Origin of the sequence: Acinetobacter sp. AHP123, from assembly GCF_023757925.1 — a bacterium.
Taxonomy (GTDB): Bacteria; Pseudomonadota; Gammaproteobacteria; order Pseudomonadales; family Moraxellaceae; genus Acinetobacter; species Acinetobacter oleivorans.
Genome location: NZ_CP092454.1, coordinates 1895450 through 1914329, shown reverse-complemented (window position 1 = coordinate 1914329; position 18880 = coordinate 1895450). Strand labels below are relative to the sequence as shown.

The following is an 18880-nucleotide window of genomic DNA, read 5'->3' as shown; positions in this document are numbered from 1 at the left end:
TTGATGGTCTTACGCATATTTATACTGACGAGAACAGTAAGCTCTTTCAACTTCTGGTGAACGTAATTGCTGATGCTTGGTTTTACGCCCTGCCATACGCTTGCGCCAGAGTTTAAAACTGCTCAATTTTAAGTTATATCTCATTAAACGAATAACTTCACTTTCACGCAAGCCATACTCTCGCTCAATTGCTTCAAATGGTGTTCGATCTTCCCATGCCATTTCAATAATTCTAGATAAGTCCTGTTCATCAATTTTTTTCATGTTATGCCCTTTTAAATTATGTCGTAGCCAAGTCGGATTCTTTAACAAACAACCTTTCGGAAATAGCTTCACTTACCCGATTGCTTGCTTTGAATGTTTTCGTGTTTTGCTTCAGATCATAGAAAGGCAAACATGAATTTTTTGTGATTTTTTTGCTTAATAAACTCTATTTTTTATATAAGACATAAACAATTCTAAAACCTTTGAGTAGTTTAACTTTTTATTAACCACTATGACAAAATTTTTAATACCTAAAACATGAAAAAAGCCATTGCCTTAGCAATCGCTTTTTTGTTTATAATCATAAAATTATGCGCCCTTAGCTTAACTGGATAGAGCAGTTGCCTCCTAAGCGACCGACGTGGGTTCGAGTCCCGCAGGGCGCACATATTGAATCACTTAATCCTTCACTTCAGCCAGCAACGTTTCAGCTGCAAGTTTTCCTAAATTATTAGAAGCAAGCGGACTATCGCCTGTTAATAATTTACGATCTCTATGACATTGTCCTGTAATGCCAGTGTTCAAAATCTTCACACCGAGTTTTTCAAGGTTCTCACCGACTAGCCATGGTAAAGCTCCTGGCATATAACCGATATCAATATTTGCCCCCTTATCTAATGAATCAGGGAATACACAAATTTGATAATCTTTAAAAATATAATTCTCAGGTTGTTCATCTACTGCCGCAGCCAATAACGAAGCTGGACCATGACATAAAGTAATAATAAATTTGTCTTGTTCAACTGCCCATTTCAGAACTTTTTTGACATCCAAGCTATGTGGAATCTTAGCTAAAACACCATGCCCACCCGGAATAAATACAGCTGCGTATGGTGAGTTTTTCCCCACTGCATTTTCTAAAATATCGGCAAGTTTTAGCGGATTTTTTAATTTATCTGCATATTTATGAAAAGTATCTAATACCACTTGTTCTTGCTTTGGCATTGCCCACATTTCAAGCTTGGCTGGATTACCTGAAAGTGTCGCGACATCAATTTCAAAACCAGCATTATCTAAATGGAACATTGGCAAAAGCATTTCTACTGGATGGTTGCCTGTTGAAAAGAACTTACCGTTTTGCATCTGGATGTAACGCTCATCAGTTGCAATCATTAAAACTTTTTTATTGCCCGCATACGGCGTTGAATAAGTCGTGCCATCGTAATCGGTTTTAGGAGCAGTATATTGACTTAGTGAATAAGGTGATGGGAAAAAGGCATTATCTTCAGCCAAATCTGGAGTAGGATTTTTATCATCAATATTTGCGGTATTCATTGTTACTATCCTTTTTCATCAATATGGAAAGAAATAATAAGGTAAGAACCCATTTTTATTTCTTACTTAATTTATAGGTGAAGTTATGGAACTGGTGCAATCTGCCAATAGAATTTGGCAATTTTTATAGAGAAATAGGCAGAATCTAGAATTATAAAATTCAGTTTAGGCGAACCTGCCGTTCGCCCAAACTTTAATGAGTACAGCGTTACGCATTCATTTCTAAAACGATCTTTCCAATATGATCACCTTGTTCCATACATGCGTGAGCACTTTGTACATCTGAAAAAGCATACGTTTTATAGATTTGAGGTAAACATTTACCTTGAGCCAATAATGGCCATACATGCTCATGCAAAGATTGTGCAATCTCTGCTTTTTCTTGGCTATTACGTGCTCGCATCGTTGAACCCGTAATTGTGGCACGTTTTAAAATCAGTTTTTGTAAGTCAAATTCTTTTGCGATTCGACCCCCCATAAAACCAATAATGACAAGTCGGCCATCACGTTTTAATAGATTTAAATTTTTCGTGAAATAAGAACCACCCACAATGTCCAAAATAACATCAACACCTTGATCTTGAGTATGTTTCAAAACTTCTTGCTCAAAATCTTGGGTTCTATAGTTAATTGCTGTGGTGAAACTAGAGAGTGCTTCAACTTTATCTTCACTACCAACCGTAGCAAAAGTTTTAATCCCCAAAGCGTGGCAAATGGCTAAAGCTGTGGTTCCAATACCACTTGCCCCACCATGAATCAGTGCGGTTTCATCTTTCTTTAAACGGCCAATATCAAAAAGATTTGCCCAAACCGTAAAAAATGTTTCCGGAATCGCAGCGGCTTGAGTAAATGATAAATTTTCAGGTATTGGCAATACTTGAGTTGCTGTTACCGCACAGTACTCAGCATAACCACCGCCATTTGTTAAAGCACAAACTCTATCTCCAACCTTGAATCGATCGACTTGTTCACCTACAGCAACCACGACACCCGCGACTTCAAGTCCCGGTATTTGAGTAACACCTTTGGGCATAGGATATAAACCCATACGCTGCAAAACGTCAGGACGGTTAATTCCAGCAGCCTTTACCTCAATTAAGACTTCATCTGCTTGAGTTGCCGGAATATTAGCATCTTGAACTTTTAGAACCTCAGGTCCACCCGGAGCCGTAATTTCAATAATTTTCATGGTTGTTGGAAGGGTCATAAAATGCTCCATATTTGATTTATATTTCAAAATACTAATCTACGTTAAATAATTGAGGACTTGGGTGGAACGCCAAACAGTCGCTTAAATTCTCGGCTAAATTGTGAAGCACTGACATAACCCACTTCATAGGCTGCTTCTGCTACACCCATTTTGTTGTTCATGATTAACTCACGTGCCTTATGTAGTCGAGTAATTTTGATGTACTGTAATGGCGAATAATTCGTCACCTTTTTAAAAGTTTGATGAAAAAGCGAGATGCTCATGCCCGCTTGTTTCGCCAACTCTTGAACCGTTAAGTTATGATAATAATCACGCTGAATAATTTCACAAATGGTGTAAATCACGCCATTTCGACTTGCTATAGCCGATAAACTCTCGATTAGATTGCCACCTGAGGCCTGCACCACACGATAAACCAATTCTCTTTTGACTTGCTCACCCAATATAAAAGTATCTTGTTTAGAACGAAGTAAATTGAGCAATCTGAAAGCAACCTCTAAAATGGTGGCATTCATGTCGATCACTCTAAGCCCACAGCTTAATTTTAAATCTTCCGAGTGAGCATCTTCAGTAATCACTTGTTGCTGTTTATCCATTTTAGTAATGAGATCAGCCATCATTTGTGGTTCAAATTTTATTGCAATCGCCAACATGGGTTCATTATTTTCAACAACAGTATCGCAATCAAACGGTATTGCAATTGAGATGAATAAGCACTGCCCTTGTTGAAATTGAAAGATTTCTTTACCAATATACCCTCGTTTTAATCCTTGTATCACTAAAACAATTGAGGGTTCTTGCAGCACGGCAACAGGTGGTGTGGAATGATCTACACGCATCAAAGTGATGTTAGAGATAAAAGTAGGATAGAGACCTTCTGCTGGAGCCAAGTGCAAAAATGCATCGACCAAATGTTCTGTAAGATGATTTTGCGGCATAGTTTTATTGTGAGAAGTAATCTAATAATCAATATAACAATGAACCTAAAATGAAAACATCAGTCTTACGTTTACTTTGTATAAATAGGCAATTCAAATCAATTTTTAGGCATAAAAAAACCTAGAATGTTCTAGGTTTTTCACTTCATCAGATTATTTAAGCCGATAAATTAAAGAACATTGCTGCAATCAAAATGATTACACCAAGTACAATTCTATACCAAGCAAATACGCGTAACGTATGACGCTCTACAAACAGAACCAATGCTTTTACAACAAACAATGCGGCAATAAAAGCAGCAACGAAACCTACCCCAATATTAATCATATTATCGGCAGTCAGTACGTCAGCATTTTTAACCAAGTCAAAAGTTGCAGCACCTAACATGGTTGGCATAGCAAGGAAGAAAGAGAATTCTGTAGCTGCTTTACGTGACAAGCCCGCAAACATTCCGCCTACAATTGTTGCACCTGAACGTGAAGTTCCCGGAATCATGGCAACACATTGAGCAAGTCCGACTAAAAGTGCTTGTTTAAAAGTAATTTTGGTTGCATCGAGTGTCTTATGTTCAAATTGTCTAGATTCAACCCAGAAAATAATAAGCGCCCCGACAATTAAGGCAATCGCCACCACAATTGGGCTGAATAAAACACTTTTAATAAAGTCTACTGCCAAAACCCCAATAATAACTGCTGGGAAGAAAGCGATAAGCACACTGATAGCAAAATGACGTGATTCCACATCACTACTAAAGAAGCCTTTAATCAAGTTAACAATTTTTTGTCGGTATAACCAGCACACTGCCAAAATAGCACCTAACTGGATTACGACCTCAAATACACGACCGCCGTCTGAATGGAAATCGATAATATGACCAAATAAAATTAAATGGCCTGTACTCGAGATTGGTAAAAATTCAGTTAAGCCTTCGACAAAGCCTAAAAACAGTGCTTTTATAACTTCAAAATTTTCCATCACTTGCTCAAAAAGTTAATCACCAGAAAAGTCTAAAAATTTGTTTTATATCATGTACAAACCATAATTTTGGCCTAGTTCATGCCCAATATCAGATCATTTCTAGCATTTGTGGTTATTGCCCTTAGCAAAAGGCGGTTTATTTAAAGGGGAATAATGTATCACATCATCATGACAATCTTAGGTTAACTATCGTAAAAAGATGAACTTGCTTAAGAACTACAAAATTTCTCATTCTATAGCTAAGATTTTTACGCTTATTGACCCTAAAAATGATCTTAAAAAGACATTACAAAAACATGATATTATTTTTATTACATGCAACTCATATCAAAAATTCTATCTGAATGAAAAATACCAAAATTAATGCACGTCATCTTATTATCGATTTATTTCTTTCCTCCGCTTATCCTCAGCTCACCATTAAACAAATATTGATCGCCGCTAAACTTTTTAATATGAGTGACAACGGTATTCGTGTTGCTACGACTCGGCTATTAAATGAAGGCATGATAGAAAGCGTCGAGCGCGGTATTTATCAACTTTCGCCATCAACAAAAGAATGGGCAAAAGTCATTTTGAATCGTAAAAATGGCATTAAACAGACCAAAGAATGGCAACAGAATTATCTGGCAGTATTTACGGGGACATTAGGCCGTATAGATCGGACCGCTTTAAAAAAGAGAGAACACGCTTTACATCAATTTGGCTTTAGAGAGCTCGAAACTGGTATTTATATACGCCCAGACAATTTAGCCTATAGTTTTGAAAAAACATGTGAAGAACTCACTTTAGCTGGCCTTGAAAATGAAGCCAAAATTTCTATTATTCAAAAATTTGACTCAAAAACAGTTTCGTTAATTCCTTCTTTATGGGATACGAAGCAGCTTGAAGAAAATTATGAGATGTATAGTCAAGATATCCAAGAATGGCTTTTGAATTATAAAAATTTATCCTTAAAAGAGGCCGCTACTCAAGCTTTGTTATTAGGACGTGAAACGATTACCTTACTCATGAATGATCCTCTGCTGCCCCCTCCATTTGTTAACGAACATGCCCGCAATCAGTTTGCTCAGAATGTACAGCAGCTCGATTCGATTGGACAAAAACTTTGGCAGAAACTTTATGAAAATGAATTAGCCCATTAAAGGGCGATTTATTTTTTTACAAACAAATATTACACTTTTTAAAATTTTATAATTATATTGGTAATATAAAATATGGATACCAAAATCTGATTTGGGAGAATAAAAATGAATGCACAAGTGAGTGTGACCGATCTCTTTAGCAGAGAAGAAATACAGGAACTCACACAACCCTCAGATGCATATGGTGCTTGGGCTGTTGCAAGTACGTGGGCTGTTATTGGCGGAACATTTGCCAGTTTAATCATGATGTGGGATTACTTACCGAGCTGGGGCAAATTACTTGCTTGTATGCTTGCTTTAGCAATATTGGCTGGTCGCCAGTTATGCCTAGCGATTTTGATGCATGATGCATCACATAAAAGCTTGTTCAAAAATAAAAAAATAAATGACTTTGTCGGTGAGTGGCTATGCGCCCGTCCCATCTGGAATGATCTACAAAAATATCGCGTACATCATGTGCGTCATCATGCAAAAACCTCTACTCCAGATGACCCAGACCTTTCTTTAGTTTCTGGTTTTCCTGTTAGTAAAAAATCTCTTGCTCGTAAATTCTTACGCGACTTAACGGGTATGACCGGATTAAAGTTTAGCTTTGGTCGAGTGTTAATGGATCTCGATTTAATGAAATGGACAGTTGCCAATGATCAAGTCTGGCTAGACCGAAGCAATAAAGACTTCGTTGACTATGCTAAAAGTCTTATAAAAAACAGTAGCGGAGCTATTGCAACCAATGTAGCTCTTTATGGGGTTTTAAAAGCTTTTGGTCAACAACGGTTTTATTGGTTATGGCCTTTAGCTTATTTAACACCATTTCCATTATTTTTAAGAATTCGCTCAATGGCCGAACATGCAGGGATGCAAACGAGTAATACCGCTTTAACGAATACCCGTACAACACGTGCAGGATGGATTGCTAGAAGCTTTGTGGCTCCTATTCATGTTAATTACCACATGGAGCACCATTTAATGGCTTCGGTGCCCTACTTCAAATTGCCACGTATGCATCATTTATTGAGAGATCGCGGCCATGTTCCAGCACCACCTAGCTATTTTGAAGTAATTGAATCACTCTCATCTAAGCCAGAACAATCTACTTAATTAATTCATATGATAAATAAAAGGCCATAAATTTATGGCCTTTTAACTTAAAACATCCATCTTCTGTTGGGTTTGGAAATATTTAGGCGTGACGCCCATCCAGCGCTTAAATGCACGGGTAAAGTGAGAAGTCTCGGCATAACCTAGCATTAAAGCGACTTTTTCAATCGACATATTATTTTGAGCTAAAAGTTTCTGGGCCTGCTCTTTTTTCAGTGAGTCTACTAAAAAGGTAAAACTAGTGTGATCAAGAGCTAAATAGCGTTGCAGGGTTCGCTCTGACATATTCATGATTTGAGCAACTTGCCCGACTCTCAATGCCTCAATCTCCCCATTCAAAAGCAATTTTTCAGCAACTTGTTTGACTCGCCCTTTCCAGCCACTTTTTAATTTTAATTTATCTATATCCCGCTTGCATTGTGCATTTAACAACGGCGCTAGCATTGGGTCCGCCGTTAATACAGGCTGTGCTAAATATTCTTTTGGAAATATCCAACGATTACACTTTTGATTGAATAAACAAGTGACAGCCAGTTGATGACCTATTTGTGAAAAACCTATCGGTTCTGGTATTTGTAATTCAACTTTTCCTAAATGAGAAAGTCCTGTTAATTTTTTTGCTATTTGAACAAAACCAACTAACAAAAAAATGTTGGCATTTGGACTCAACTGAAATTGATTAACAGGCTGATGAATTGACCAACATGCATCATTATCGTCTTGTTTTAATTCTGGTTTAAAAACCTTACAACGTGAGCCAATGAACTGTTCAAGAATTTTCAGCGCTTCCCCTAAATTTGGAGAAACTATGGCGGCCATTCCGACTGAACCATAACATGAAGCTGTCATGTTTAAAGCTAAATACCCAGCTAATGCTGGCTCTTTGCATAACTCAATGGCACGTTCAATAAGCTCATTTAAGATGTAGAACTCAACATACCAGTAGGGCTTTTTTAATTGGTCTAAGGTTATTCCACTTCCATCTAAAAGTTGCTCATCAGAGACACCCCACCGCTTAACAGTCTCGACGATTAAATTAATATAAGTTCCGGGTAATTCTGGATTCATGAGCAACCCATTCAGCAAAATAAAATGGCGTGAAATGGTAAAAACTGTCAGTTCATGAACTATGCCATGCTTTTAAATTGATGCATAGTTATTCAAAACAAAATCTGCTGAATTGCACGAGACAGCACAATTTCTGAAAAGAATACAGGTCCTCCCCTATGAACATTCTGATTGTCCATGCTCATCCAGAACCACAGTCTTTTACTGCTGCTCTAAAAAGTACAGCTAAACAAACCTTAGAAAAATTGGGGCACACAGTAGAGATTTCAGATTTATATACGATGCAATTTAACCCTGTTGCGTCCAAAGAGGATTTTCTAGAGCTTAACCAACCTGATTATTTTAACTATGCCCTCGAACAAAGAAATGCCAGCAAAAATCAACTTCTAGCTCCAGATATTCAAGCAGAAATTGAAAAAGTAAAAAAAGCTGATTTAGTTATTTTTAATTTCCCACTTTATTGGACATCCGTTCCAGCAATTTTAAAGGGCTGGATTGATCGTGTGTTCGTCTCTGGCTTGTTTTATGGTGGTAAGCGGTTTTATAACCACGGCGGCATGGCAGGTAAAAAAGCGATGTTGTGCTTAACACTCGGTGGTAGAACACACATGTTTGGAGAGAACTCAATTCACGGCCCAATTGAAAATTATTTATCACCGATTCAACGTGGTACTTTGGCATATGCCGGTTTTGAAGTTTTACCACCATTCATTGCTTATCACGTACCTTATATTAGCCAACAAGCACGAGAAACCCTTCTCGACGACTACGTAACCTACCTCACTCATCTAGACAAGCTTGAACCACTAAAATTTCCTAAGCTTGAGCAATTTGATGAAAAACTATATCCACTCTAATGCTGTGTTTGAGCTCTAAAAATTAAATAGCCGAATCTATCTTTATATTTTTGGCTATTCTCTCATAGTTACTCCCGAACAGAGAGGCAAAAATCGCAAAAAAAATAGATCAAACGGTAAAAAAACTAAGGTGAACTTTTTTATAAAATTAAGAATATAAAAGTTAATCAATAATATACAGATGTAGAGAAACTAGACTTATCAACTAAAAATGACAACTACTACTCATTTCATAATCGATTAATTCATATTTTTACAAAAAAATCTTTGACCATTTTTCTTGGATTTGTGACAAAAATGTCACTAAAACAAACCTCTTTACTAATAGATTAAAAATATAAATATCAACTAATTAAAATAATTTACCAACGAAAATATTCCTTCATATTTCATTCATTATTGGCACTATTTGTATAAAAAGTGAGTACTCCTCAGTTCATATAACAGATTTACTCTTATTGTAATTATGCTATTTTTGTTACATGGAGTTATCAAAGCTTTTATAAGTTGTAATTAGAAGCTTTGAAGGCAACACAGTTTAAACGGTTTAACTCTGTTACTTTTAAAAAAATGTCTTGAAGTTCAAGGAAAGATTAAAATGAAATTAAAACATCTGAGCACTGCAATGATTTTAGCAACGCTGCCTGCAACTGGGGTTTTTGCAGCAGCATTGGATCGCTCTGGACAATCGATGTCTGCATTTTTGCAGCCTGGTAACTACTTTGAAGCTGGTATTTCCGCTTTAGATCCAGATGTATCAGGTAAAGATACTTCTGGAAATGCAACAGGAGATATGGCAAATGACTACTATTTCCCTAGCGCAGCATTAAAATTACAACTCACTGATAAATTCTCTTTTGGTTTACTTTACGATCAACCATTTGGATCTGACTCAGAATATAGTGGTAAAAATAATTTTGTAGCAAATCCAAATGACCGTCTACTACCTTCACCTTTAAGTCCAACATTGGGTCAAGCTGGCTTAGGTAATACTATTACTGGCGGCACATCTGTAGAAGTTGACACACAAAATCTTGCTTTAGTTTTTGGTTATCAACCGACAGTAAACTGGAATATTTATGGTGGTGGTGTATACCAAACAATTAAAGGTAATGTTCATTTAAGAGGTTCAGCTTATAGCTTATATAATGGCTATGATGCTGACATTAAAGAAACTGGTGGAGCTGGCTGGTTAGCTGGTGTAGCTTATCAAATTCCAGAAATTGCTCTTAAGGCTTCTTTAACTTATCGCTCTGAAATTGATCATGATGTAAATATCAAAGAGAACATTCCTATTGTAAACTTAGTTGCTGCCAACCCAGCACTTCTATTTGGTGCTTTAGGAATTACTGATCCTGCAACTCAAGCTGCTATTGGTAAACAACTTGCCTCACTTCAAAGTGATGGTAAAACTACGATCACAACACCACAGTCTGTGAATCTTGATTTCCAGACAGGTATTATGGCAAATACAGTTGCATTCGCGAATGTACGTTGGGTGAATTGGAAAGACTTTGCAGTTCAACCATATAAATTTGGTATTGTTTCAAAAGCGGCTGGTCAATTACTTCCTCAATTAGGCAAACCTAATGGATTTAATTTAGTAGATTACTCAGATGACCAATGGTCTGTTACTGCTGGTGTAGGCCGTAAACTTACGGAAAAGTGGGCTGGTAATGTCTCTGTAGGTTGGGACTCTGGTGCAGGTAATCCAGTTACAACTTTGGGTCCAACAGAAGGTTACTGGAATGTAGGCTTAGGTGTTCAATATAGCCCAACACCACAAACATTTATTGCTGGCGGCGTAAAATATTTCTGGTTGGGTGATGCAGATGCTGTTACAGGCGCTCATTCAGCTGCAGGTACATTTGATGACAACAACGCAATCGCTTATGGTTTAAAACTTGGTTATAAATTTTAAGTTTCAAAACTATTTAGATAAAAAAGGCGCTTAAAGCGCCTTTTTTATTATTTATTTCTTATGCTGGAATACTACGCTTTGAAACTGAACGAATTGCTTCTTTTAATGCATCATATCCGTGAATGGCTGGAAATTGCGGGAACTCAGCAATCACGTTTGCAGGTGCATCAAATAAGAAACCGTGGTCAGCCTCTCCAAGCATCGTTGTATCGTTATATGAATCACCCGCTGCGATTACACGGAAATTTAAACCATGTAGCGCTTTAACAGATTCACGTTTTTGATCTGGTTGGCGTAATTTATAAGCGGTGATCATCCCTTCTTCATCTGTCTCTAATTTATGACAGAAAATTGTTGGCCATCCTAATTGCTTCATTAAAGGATGCGCAAATTCATAGAAAGTATCTGACAAGATCACGAGTTGGAAATGTGTGCTCACCCATTCAACAAATTCTTTTGCACCTGGTAATGGCCCCATCTCGGCAATAACTTCTTGAATGTCATTTAAGCCTAATCCGTGTTGTTTTAAAATATTAAGACGCTGAGTCATTAAAACATCATAATCCGGAATATCACGAGTTGTTGCCTCGAGTTCTTTGATCCCTGTTTTTTTAGCGAAATTGATCCAGATTTCAGGAACTAAAACCCCTTCAAGATCTAGGCATACGATTTCCATGAATGCTTCCAACGTTGGTTAAAAATTGCTGTATCATACCACTAAGATTTTCAGTTTTGCGTTGTTATTGATCAAATCAATTTTATTCATAAGGATCGAAATTAAAGTGCTAAGCACTTTATTCACTATCCATTAGAATATTTTTCATAACTCAATGCGCCCAAGCCTTTTGCCAGGAACACACATGACCGTTATTCCGACTATTGATATCGTAGATGCTCTTGCAGCCGAATATGCGACCAAAAGCCCGCGAGAAATTTTAGAGCTTGCCTTAAGCCAGCAAGGTGAAATCGCAATTTCTTTTTCGGGAGCAGAAGATGTTGTCTTAATTGATATTGCTTCACGTTTGGGTAAGCCGTTCCGTGTTTTTAGTCTCGACACTGGTCGACTGCATGCCGAAACTTATCAATTTATTGAGACTATCCGTAAACACTACAATATCAATATCGAAATTTGTTTCCCTGAATCTGAAGCTGTTCAAAACATGGTAAACGAAAAAGGTTTATTCAGCTTTTTTACAGATGGGCACCAAGAATGTTGTGGTATCCGAAAAGTTCAGCCTTTGCGTAAGAAACTTGCGACTTTAGATGGCTGGATTACTGGCCAACGTAAAGATCAAAGCCCTGGTACACGTACAGAAATTCCAGTAGTACAAGCTGATGCAGGTTTCTCTGGTCCAGGTAAGCAACTCATTAAATATAATCCTCTAGCGAACTGGACAAGTGCTGAAGTATGGAGCTACATCCGTATGATGGAGATTCCATATAACCCTCTTCACGAACGTGGTTTTGTTTCTATTGGCTGTGAACCATGTACACGTGCTGTATTACCGAACCAACATGAACGTGAAGGACGCTGGTGGTGGGAAGAAGCGACTCAAAAAGAATGTGGATTACACGCAGGTAATATGAAAAAGTAATTTGTTATCAAAAAACCACTGCTAAATCAGTGGTTTTTTTTATGTCATGTTCCGTACACAAAGTCATATTTTATCTACTCTAAACGCTATATACTTAATTTTACGGTTCTATAATTCTAATAAGAGCTCAGATAAGGGCTTCTTAGAAAAATGCATGAGGCACAATGATTTATGCGTCCATTACACCCAATTGATTTCATTTTTCTGTCACTTGAAAAAAGACAGCAACCCATGCATGTCGGTGGATTATTTTTATTTGAAATTCCTGAAAATGCACCTGAAACTTTTGTACATGATTTAGTTGAAGATATTAAACGCTCAAAAAGCATTCCTATCCCACCCTTCAATAACCGTTTAAATGGCTTATTTTGGGATGAAGATGAAGAGTTCGATATCGATCATCACTTTCGCCATATTGCTCTGCCTCATCCTGGCCGTATTCGTGAACTTCTGGTTTATATTTCACAGCAACATAGTTCGTTAATTGATCGTGCTAAGCCTCTTTGGACTTGTGACATTATTGAAGGAATCGAAGGCAATCGTTTTGCCATGTATTTTAAAATCCATCATGCAATGGTCGACGGCGTTGCAGGGATGCGTTTGATTGAAAAATCTCTATCAAAGACACCAGAAGAAAAACATGTAGTTCCTTTATGGTGTGTTGAGAGCAAAAGAACTAAACGACTAAAAGTACCGACACCAAGTACCAGTAAAATTAAGAGTATTTTAGAAGGCATTAAGTCTCAACTCGATATCGCTCCTAAAGTCATGCAAGAGCTATCTCAGACTATATTTAAAGAAATGGGCAAAAATCCTGATTATGTTTCTACTTTTCAGGCGCCAGTGTCGATTTTGAACCAAAGAGTAAGTGCTTCACGTCGCTTTGCGGCCCAATCCTTTGAATTGAGCCGCCTTAGAAAGATTTCAAAAGTATTAGGCGTGACAATTAACGATGTTGTACTCGCAGTATGCTCTGGTGCTTTACGTGAATATTTGATTAGTCAAAATAGCTTACCTAAGAAACCACTTATTGCCATGGTACCAGCTTCATTACGCACCGATGATTCTGACATGAGTAACCGAATTACCATGATTCTGGCAAATTTAGGAACTCATAAAGACCAACCGTTAGAACGCCTAGAAATCATTCGTCGCAGCATGCAGAATTCAAAGCAACGCTTTAGCCGTATGACTGCGAATGAAATTTTAAACTATAGTGCGGTTGTTTATGGTCCAGCAGGATTAAACATCATGTCAGGAATGCTTCCTAAGCGCCAGGCGTTCAATTTAGTCATTTCCAATGTACCAGGACCACGTGAGCCTCTTTATTGGAATGGCGCGAAATTAGATGCTCTCTACCCTGCTTCAATTGTTATGGATGGACAAGCACTAAACATTACCATGACAAGTTATTTAGATAAGCTTGAAGTTGGATTAACAGCGTGTCGAAATGCTTTGCCAAAAATGCAAAACCTTTTGACTCACTTAGAAGATGAGATTCAACGGTTTGAAGAAATTATTGCAGAGAAGCAGCTGAAACATCATTCAGCAAGTTAGAAAACTAAGGGGCTTTAAATTGGCCCCTTATTTTTTGATTGTGCGGCACTGGTTAAGCAACTGATGACATACTGAACGAATCATTGCAGTTGTGATCGGTACTTCTTTACCTTGGTCATTCAACATATAGCAGCTATTTACTGGCGTGCTTTCTAAAACATGTTTAAGACCGTTGCTAATTAAGTTTTCACTTACATTCATGGGTTATACCTCTTATTGTTTGCTAAGACGTTTAATAGGGAGAACGTCTAGGGCTACTGTATGTAAGTAGTATTTAAAATTCATGAATGAAAGTAAAATTTCAGTTGTAACAAGGATTAAGCGATATCTTGTTACAACTTTAACTTAAAATGATATCGTATTGCTCTTGCGTATATAAATTTTCGACCTGAAATTTAATAACACGGTTGATGAAATGCTCTAAATCAGCCACTGCTGGTGCTTCTGCTGTTAATAATCGGTCAATCACAGAAGGATGGGCAACAACAGTAAAGCCACTCGTTGACTCAAATGCACGGGTATATCGTAATATCTCACGAAATATTTCGTAACACACTGTCTCTGCTGTTTTGACAAAACCACGTCCTTGACAGGTTGGACATGACTCACACAGCAAATGTTCTAACGATTCACGTGTTCGTTTACGCGTCATTTCAACCAAACCAAGTTCTGACACTTGAGTAATTTTGGTCTTAGCGTGATCACGCTCAAGCATTTTTTCAAACTGACGCATCACCTCTTCACGGTGAATTGCCTCTTGCATGTCAATAAAATCAATAATGAGAATACCCCCCAAATTACGCAGTCTAAGTTGACGCGCGATAACTTGAGTCGCTTCCATATTGGTTTTAAAAACGGTGTCCTCAAGACTACGACCACCGACATATGAACCCGTATTAACATCAATCGTTGTCATGGCTTCAGTCTGATCGATCATCAGATAGCCGCCTGACTTCAAAGCTACGCGGGTTTGTAAGGCTTTTTGAATATCTTCTTCGACATTATAAAGATCAAATAGTGGTCGCTCGCCTGGATAATGAATGAGTCGACTCTGCATATTCGGGACAAATTCTTCAACAAACTCAAGAAGCTTGGCGTGAATCTCTCTCGAATCGACATAAATCTTTGCAGTTTCGTCGCTAGCCAAATCTCGAATAATACGTTGAGGTAATGGAAGCTCTTCAAAAATTAAGGAAGGGACAGCAACATCAATTTGTTTTCGTTGAATGTATTCCCATAATTTACTCAGATAGCACATATCCTGTGCAATTTCTGCCTCATCTACACCTTCAGCAGCTGTACGTACAATCACGCTACCCGGCAAATTATGTTCAGATTGAATACCTTCGATAATATTACGTAGTCGCTCTCGCTCTTCCTCAGACTCAATACGCTGAGACACACCAATATGATTTCCATATGGCATGAGAACCAGATAACGAGAAGGAATTGAAAGGTCAGTACTCAGACGCGCGCCTTTTGTTCCCAACATATCTTTCATTACTTGGACAGTAAGCGTTTGCCCAGGATGTAAGAGTTCAAAAACATTTGGGGTAGGCTGTGAACGAGGCCAAACCATATCATTGATATGTAAAAAGGCTGTTCGAGACAAACCAATATCAACGAAGGCAGCTTGCATGCCCGGAAGCACCCGCACGACTTTACCTTTGTAAATATTGCCGACTAGACCACGTTTGACTGTACGTTCGACATACAGCTCATTAACAGTTCCATTTTCGATTAATGCCACCCGACACTCCATAGGCGTGACATTAATAAGTAATTCTTCTGACATACATAAACTCAAAGCATTATAAAATTTTTATTAAAGAGTCAGAGAAGCTGTTAACTTTGCCTAGTGTTTATCGACAATGCTATTCAATTAAGAATGATAACAACCTCTTATGTCTTTACTCTTTTTAATAACTGTGCAAATTCGTATAAAGGAAGTCCTACCACATTACTATAACTTCCTTGAATTTGGGGAATATATTGAGAAGCAATCCCTTGAATTGCATATCCACCGGCCTTCCCCACAGGCTCACCTGTAGTCCAATAATCTTCCATATCTTGCGTAGTCAGAGGCTGAAACTCAACTTGAGTTTGCACCACCTGACTTAACATTTTTTGTTGCGTAGCAATACATAATCCAGAAAACACATCATGCCAACGTCCAGATAACTGTTTCCAAATTTCAAAGGCATGATTTTTAGATTCTGGCTTACCAATAATTTGGCCATCAAGCCCAAGACTTGTATCGGCAGCAATAACGATTGCGTTTGGAAAAAGCTTCAATACAGTTTGTGCTTTTTCTCTAGCTAACCGTTCAACATAATGGTGAACCAGCTCATTTTCATGAACGGACTCATCAATATCCGGACTATAGATTTCAAAATCCAAACCCAGTTGTTGCAATAGCTCCTTCCGACGAGGAGAGCTAGATGCTAAAACTATATGCGCCATTTTGCCAAACAATAATAGACGATTGGCCAAGTGATGATACTTGTCATCAATGGTTGCCAATGTCTAGCAATCGAAAAATGAATTCCACCCATGGTCTGTGTTACCCACATAAACGCTAAATGAGCAATAATGACCAGAGTTGCAATTGTCCATAAATTACCAAAGGTTAAAATACGGCGCTCGCGAATTAAAAAGCGGGTAAGAAAAGTCACAATTACAAAACTTAAAGCATTGAGGCCTAAAGGTGCATCAAGCAATAAATCCGTAAAAATTCCCATTCCAAATGCAAACCAGACCCCACACCATGTTGGCTGACATACCACCCAAAATAGCATAATCATTAACATGAATAATGGGCGCCAACCTGAAATATCATAGGATAGCGGGTAAACCATGAGCACGGAGCCGACAATTACAGAGAGGATAATTCCCCATAATGGATCGTTTCGTTTTTCTCGTTTCAATTTAGCGATCGGCATATGGTTGCTCCTTCGCTAAAGAATCAGAGAAAAGTACGACTACATGATGACCTGTTGCTAATTGTGCGGCTGGTGTAACATCAATTTCTGCAAACTCGCCCGAATTATGACGTCTTATTTTGGCAACTGTACCCACTGCGTACCCTGCTGGGAAATGTTCACCCAAACCTGAGCTAAACACTTTATCACCAACTTGAATATTCGCACTCGTTGGGACATATTCCATTTTCAAACGACCCAAATCACCAGTACCAGAAACAATCGCCCGCATTCCAGTGCGTTCAAGACGTACTGAAAGTGAATGTTCTTTATCTGATAACAACATTACACGTGAGCTATGAGGATATACATTAATGATCTGTCCCATAATTCCTTTATCATCCAGAACCGTTTGACCGACCTTAAGATGGTCCATAGAGCCACGGTTAACAATGATGATATGACGCAATGGGTCTGCATCTGTCCCAATTACTTCGGCGATCTCCATACGTCCATCAATAATTAATGGAGTATCGAGAAGACCTCGCAAACGGGTGTTTTCAGCTGACAGTTCAGAAAGCTTCTGTAAACGAACCTGAGCTTGTAAAAGCTCAGCCTGCATCGCAGTATTTTCACGACGCAGTTGTGCTTCAGATTTTGTTTGTTGATTCAGCCATTCTCTCGACAGTACTGGATAACTAGCCAATGCATAAATTGGGTTATATGCAGCGTACAAGACATCCCTTGCTGGCTGAATTACATACGGCATGCGCCAATCAAAAAACAGCACAACCAAGCATGTAATGACCGCAATAACGAACGAGCGGAAAGATGGCGGCTGTCTTGAAAAAATATTCGGTTGCACCGCCTAATCCTTAAACTTAACCAACAAAAAGCATGTCATGGTTCGGGTTGTCGAAGAATTCCAATACTTTACCACCACCACGGGTCACGCAAGTAAGAGGATCTTCAGCAACCACAACTGGTAAACCAGTTTCTTGAGCTAATAATTTATCGAGGTTACGAAGTAATGCACCACCACCTGTCAACACAATACCGCGCTCGGCAATATCAGAAGAAAGTTCTGGAGGAGTTTGCTCAAGTGCAGATTTTACTGCGCTTACAATATTTTGTAATGGATCAGAGATTGCTTGAGTAATTTCGTCAGAAGTTACAGTAATTGCGCGAGGCACACCTTCTGCAAGGTTACGACCACGTACTTCAATTTCTAATGTTGTGCCATCAGAAACAGCCATACCTACTTCTTTTTTAATAATTTCAGCAGTAGTTTCACCAATTACACAACCGTGAGCTTTACGAACATAATTGATGATTTGCTCATCAAAAACATCGCCACCGATGCGTAAAGAGTCAGCATAGACACAACCTTGCAATGAAATAATTGCAATTTCAGTTGTACCACCACCAACATCCACAACCATAGAACCACATGCTTGTTCAACTGGCATACCTGCGCCAATTGCAGCAGCCATAGGTTCTTCAATCAAACGAACATCACGGGCACCAGCATTAAATACTGCTTCACGAATCGCACGACGCTCGACCAAAGTTGATTTACATGGTACACATACAACTACACGAGGTGCAGGTGGGAACAAACGTTTTTCGTGAACTTTACCAATAAACTGATTCAACATGGTTTCAGTCACTTCAAAATCCGCAATTACACCGTCTTTCATTGGACGAATTGCAGAAATATTCGCAGGCGTACGGCCCAGCATTTGCTTAGCATCTAGACCTACAGCAGCAACAATTTTTTGTGAACCACTGTGACGAATTGCCACAACTGTTGGTTCATTTAATATAATGCCGCGGCCTGGTGCATAAATAAGTGTATTTGCTGTACCTAAATCAATGGCTAGATCCGGCGAAAACAAGCCAATTAGTCGTTTTAGAATCACGGTTCGTTCTCAGTTAAACTTTCATGTGGATGCAAGGTGGCAACTTTAAACTAAATGTGATGATTTGAACAAGTCAATCGCTTATTATAACGCACGATATTTTGAAAATTTTTAATACTGATTAGGTGAT

At 38.3% G+C, this 18880-nt stretch carries 19 protein-coding genes and 1 tRNA gene; 7 read left to right on the top strand and 13 right to left on the bottom strand.

Annotated elements, in window-relative coordinates:
• Positions 1–9: 9 nt before the first annotated feature.
• Entirely contained in the window at positions 10–264 is a 255-nt protein-coding gene (locus tag MJX77_RS09265; protein ID WP_100192981.1) for a TIGR03643 family protein, read from the bottom strand.
• 313 nt (positions 265–577) lie between these two features.
• Here MJX77_RS09265 and MJX77_RS09260 point away from each other — a divergent pair.
• Positions 578–650: transfer RNA gene (locus tag MJX77_RS09260), tRNA-Arg, on the top strand.
• A gap of 13 nt (positions 651–663) precedes the next feature.
• Here MJX77_RS09260 and hchA read toward each other — a convergent pair.
• The 4 genes from hchA to MJX77_RS09240 form a co-directional block, all read right to left on the bottom strand.
• Positions 664–1539: a glyoxalase III HchA gene (hchA, locus tag MJX77_RS09255; RefSeq protein WP_252061261.1), complete on the bottom strand. Its 876-nt coding sequence runs from the start codon at positions 1537–1539 to the stop codon at positions 664–666.
• A 208-nt stretch (positions 1540–1747) separates the two neighbouring features.
• Positions 1748–2758, bottom strand: coding sequence for an NAD(P)H-quinone oxidoreductase (locus MJX77_RS09250; RefSeq protein WP_252061322.1), 1011 nt, complete (start codon positions 2756–2758; stop codon positions 1748–1750).
• 32 nt (positions 2759–2790) lie between these two features.
• On the bottom strand, positions 2791–3687 hold the full coding sequence (locus tag MJX77_RS09245; RefSeq protein WP_252061260.1) for an AraC family transcriptional regulator: 897 nt from the start codon (positions 3685–3687) through the stop codon (positions 2791–2793).
• A gap of 157 nt (positions 3688–3844) precedes the next feature.
• Positions 3845–4663 (bottom strand): undecaprenyl-diphosphate phosphatase, encoded by an 819-nt coding sequence (locus MJX77_RS09240; protein WP_252061259.1) that lies wholly within the window; start codon positions 4661–4663, stop codon positions 3845–3847.
• A gap of 347 nt (positions 4664–5010) precedes the next feature.
• Here MJX77_RS09240 and MJX77_RS09235 point away from each other — a divergent pair, with 347 nt between their 5' ends.
• On the top strand, positions 5011–5811 hold the full coding sequence (locus MJX77_RS09235) for a PaaX family transcriptional regulator C-terminal domain-containing protein (RefSeq protein WP_252061258.1): 801 nt from the start codon (positions 5011–5013) through the stop codon (positions 5809–5811).
• Between the two features lie 105 nt (positions 5812–5916).
• Positions 5917–6909, top strand: coding sequence for a fatty acid desaturase family protein (locus MJX77_RS09230; protein WP_252061257.1), 993 nt, complete (start codon positions 5917–5919; stop codon positions 6907–6909).
• A gap of 42 nt (positions 6910–6951) precedes the next feature.
• On the opposite strand, the gene MJX77_RS09225 is transcribed toward MJX77_RS09230, so the two are convergent.
• Positions 6952–7977 (bottom strand): AraC family transcriptional regulator, encoded by a 1026-nt coding sequence (locus MJX77_RS09225; protein WP_252061256.1) that lies wholly within the window; start codon positions 7975–7977, stop codon positions 6952–6954.
• A gap of 158 nt (positions 7978–8135) precedes the next feature.
• Between MJX77_RS09225 and MJX77_RS09220 the strand changes: the two genes are divergently transcribed.
• Both MJX77_RS09220 and MJX77_RS09215 read left to right on the top strand, forming a co-directional pair.
• The gene (locus MJX77_RS09220; protein WP_252061255.1) at positions 8136–8834 is read left to right on the top strand and encodes an NAD(P)H-dependent oxidoreductase; all 699 of its coding nucleotides are present in this window, start codon (positions 8136–8138) and stop codon (positions 8832–8834) included.
• A gap of 598 nt (positions 8835–9432) precedes the next feature.
• Positions 9433–10755 (top strand): OmpP1/FadL family transporter, encoded by a 1323-nt coding sequence (locus MJX77_RS09215; RefSeq protein ID WP_151827268.1) that lies wholly within the window; start codon positions 9433–9435, stop codon positions 10753–10755.
• Between the two features lie 58 nt (positions 10756–10813).
• Here MJX77_RS09215 and thrH read toward each other — a convergent pair whose 3' ends face one another.
• A complete protein-coding gene (gene thrH / locus MJX77_RS09210) occupies positions 10814–11431 on the bottom strand; it encodes a bifunctional phosphoserine phosphatase/homoserine phosphotransferase ThrH (RefSeq protein ID WP_003655338.1) in 618 nt (205 codons plus the stop codon).
• A 184-nt stretch (positions 11432–11615) separates the two neighbouring features.
• Between thrH and MJX77_RS09205 the strand changes: the two genes are divergently transcribed.
• Complete coding sequence (locus MJX77_RS09205) at positions 11616–12350, top strand: phosphoadenylyl-sulfate reductase (protein ID WP_252061254.1); 735 nt, start codon at positions 11616–11618, stop codon at positions 12348–12350.
• 171 nt (positions 12351–12521) lie between these two features.
• The gene (locus tag MJX77_RS09200) at positions 12522–13907 is read left to right on the top strand and encodes a WS/DGAT/MGAT family O-acyltransferase (protein ID WP_252061253.1); all 1386 of its coding nucleotides are present in this window, start codon (positions 12522–12524) and stop codon (positions 13905–13907) included.
• Positions 13908–13934: 27 nt separating this feature from the next.
• Here MJX77_RS09200 and MJX77_RS09195 read toward each other — a convergent pair whose 3' ends face one another.
• The 6 genes from MJX77_RS09195 to MJX77_RS09170 form a co-directional block, all read right to left on the bottom strand.
• Positions 13935–14108, bottom strand: a complete 174-nt coding sequence (locus MJX77_RS09195) for a PA1571 family protein (RefSeq protein ID WP_002116397.1) — start codon at positions 14106–14108, stop codon at positions 13935–13937.
• Between the two features lie 139 nt (positions 14109–14247).
• Complete coding sequence (rng, locus tag MJX77_RS09190; protein ID WP_004789319.1) at positions 14248–15702, bottom strand: ribonuclease G; 1455 nt, start codon at positions 15700–15702, stop codon at positions 14248–14250.
• A 107-nt stretch (positions 15703–15809) separates the two neighbouring features.
• The gene (locus MJX77_RS09185) at positions 15810–16370 is read right to left on the bottom strand and encodes a Maf-like protein (RefSeq protein WP_252061252.1); all 561 of its coding nucleotides are present in this window, start codon (positions 16368–16370) and stop codon (positions 15810–15812) included.
• On the bottom strand, positions 16358–16849 hold the full coding sequence (gene mreD / locus MJX77_RS09180; RefSeq protein WP_004789317.1) for a rod shape-determining protein MreD: 492 nt from the start codon (positions 16847–16849) through the stop codon (positions 16358–16360). The genes MJX77_RS09185 and mreD overlap by 13 nt, the downstream gene beginning before the upstream one ends.
• The gene (gene mreC, locus MJX77_RS09175; RefSeq protein WP_252061251.1) at positions 16836–17693 is read right to left on the bottom strand and encodes a rod shape-determining protein MreC; all 858 of its coding nucleotides are present in this window, start codon (positions 17691–17693) and stop codon (positions 16836–16838) included. Before mreC ends, mreD begins: the two co-directional genes overlap by 14 nt.
• A gap of 16 nt (positions 17694–17709) precedes the next feature.
• On the bottom strand, positions 17710–18750 hold the full coding sequence (locus tag MJX77_RS09170) for a rod shape-determining protein (RefSeq protein WP_004789315.1): 1041 nt from the start codon (positions 18748–18750) through the stop codon (positions 17710–17712).
• Positions 18751–18880 lie beyond the last annotated feature (130 nt).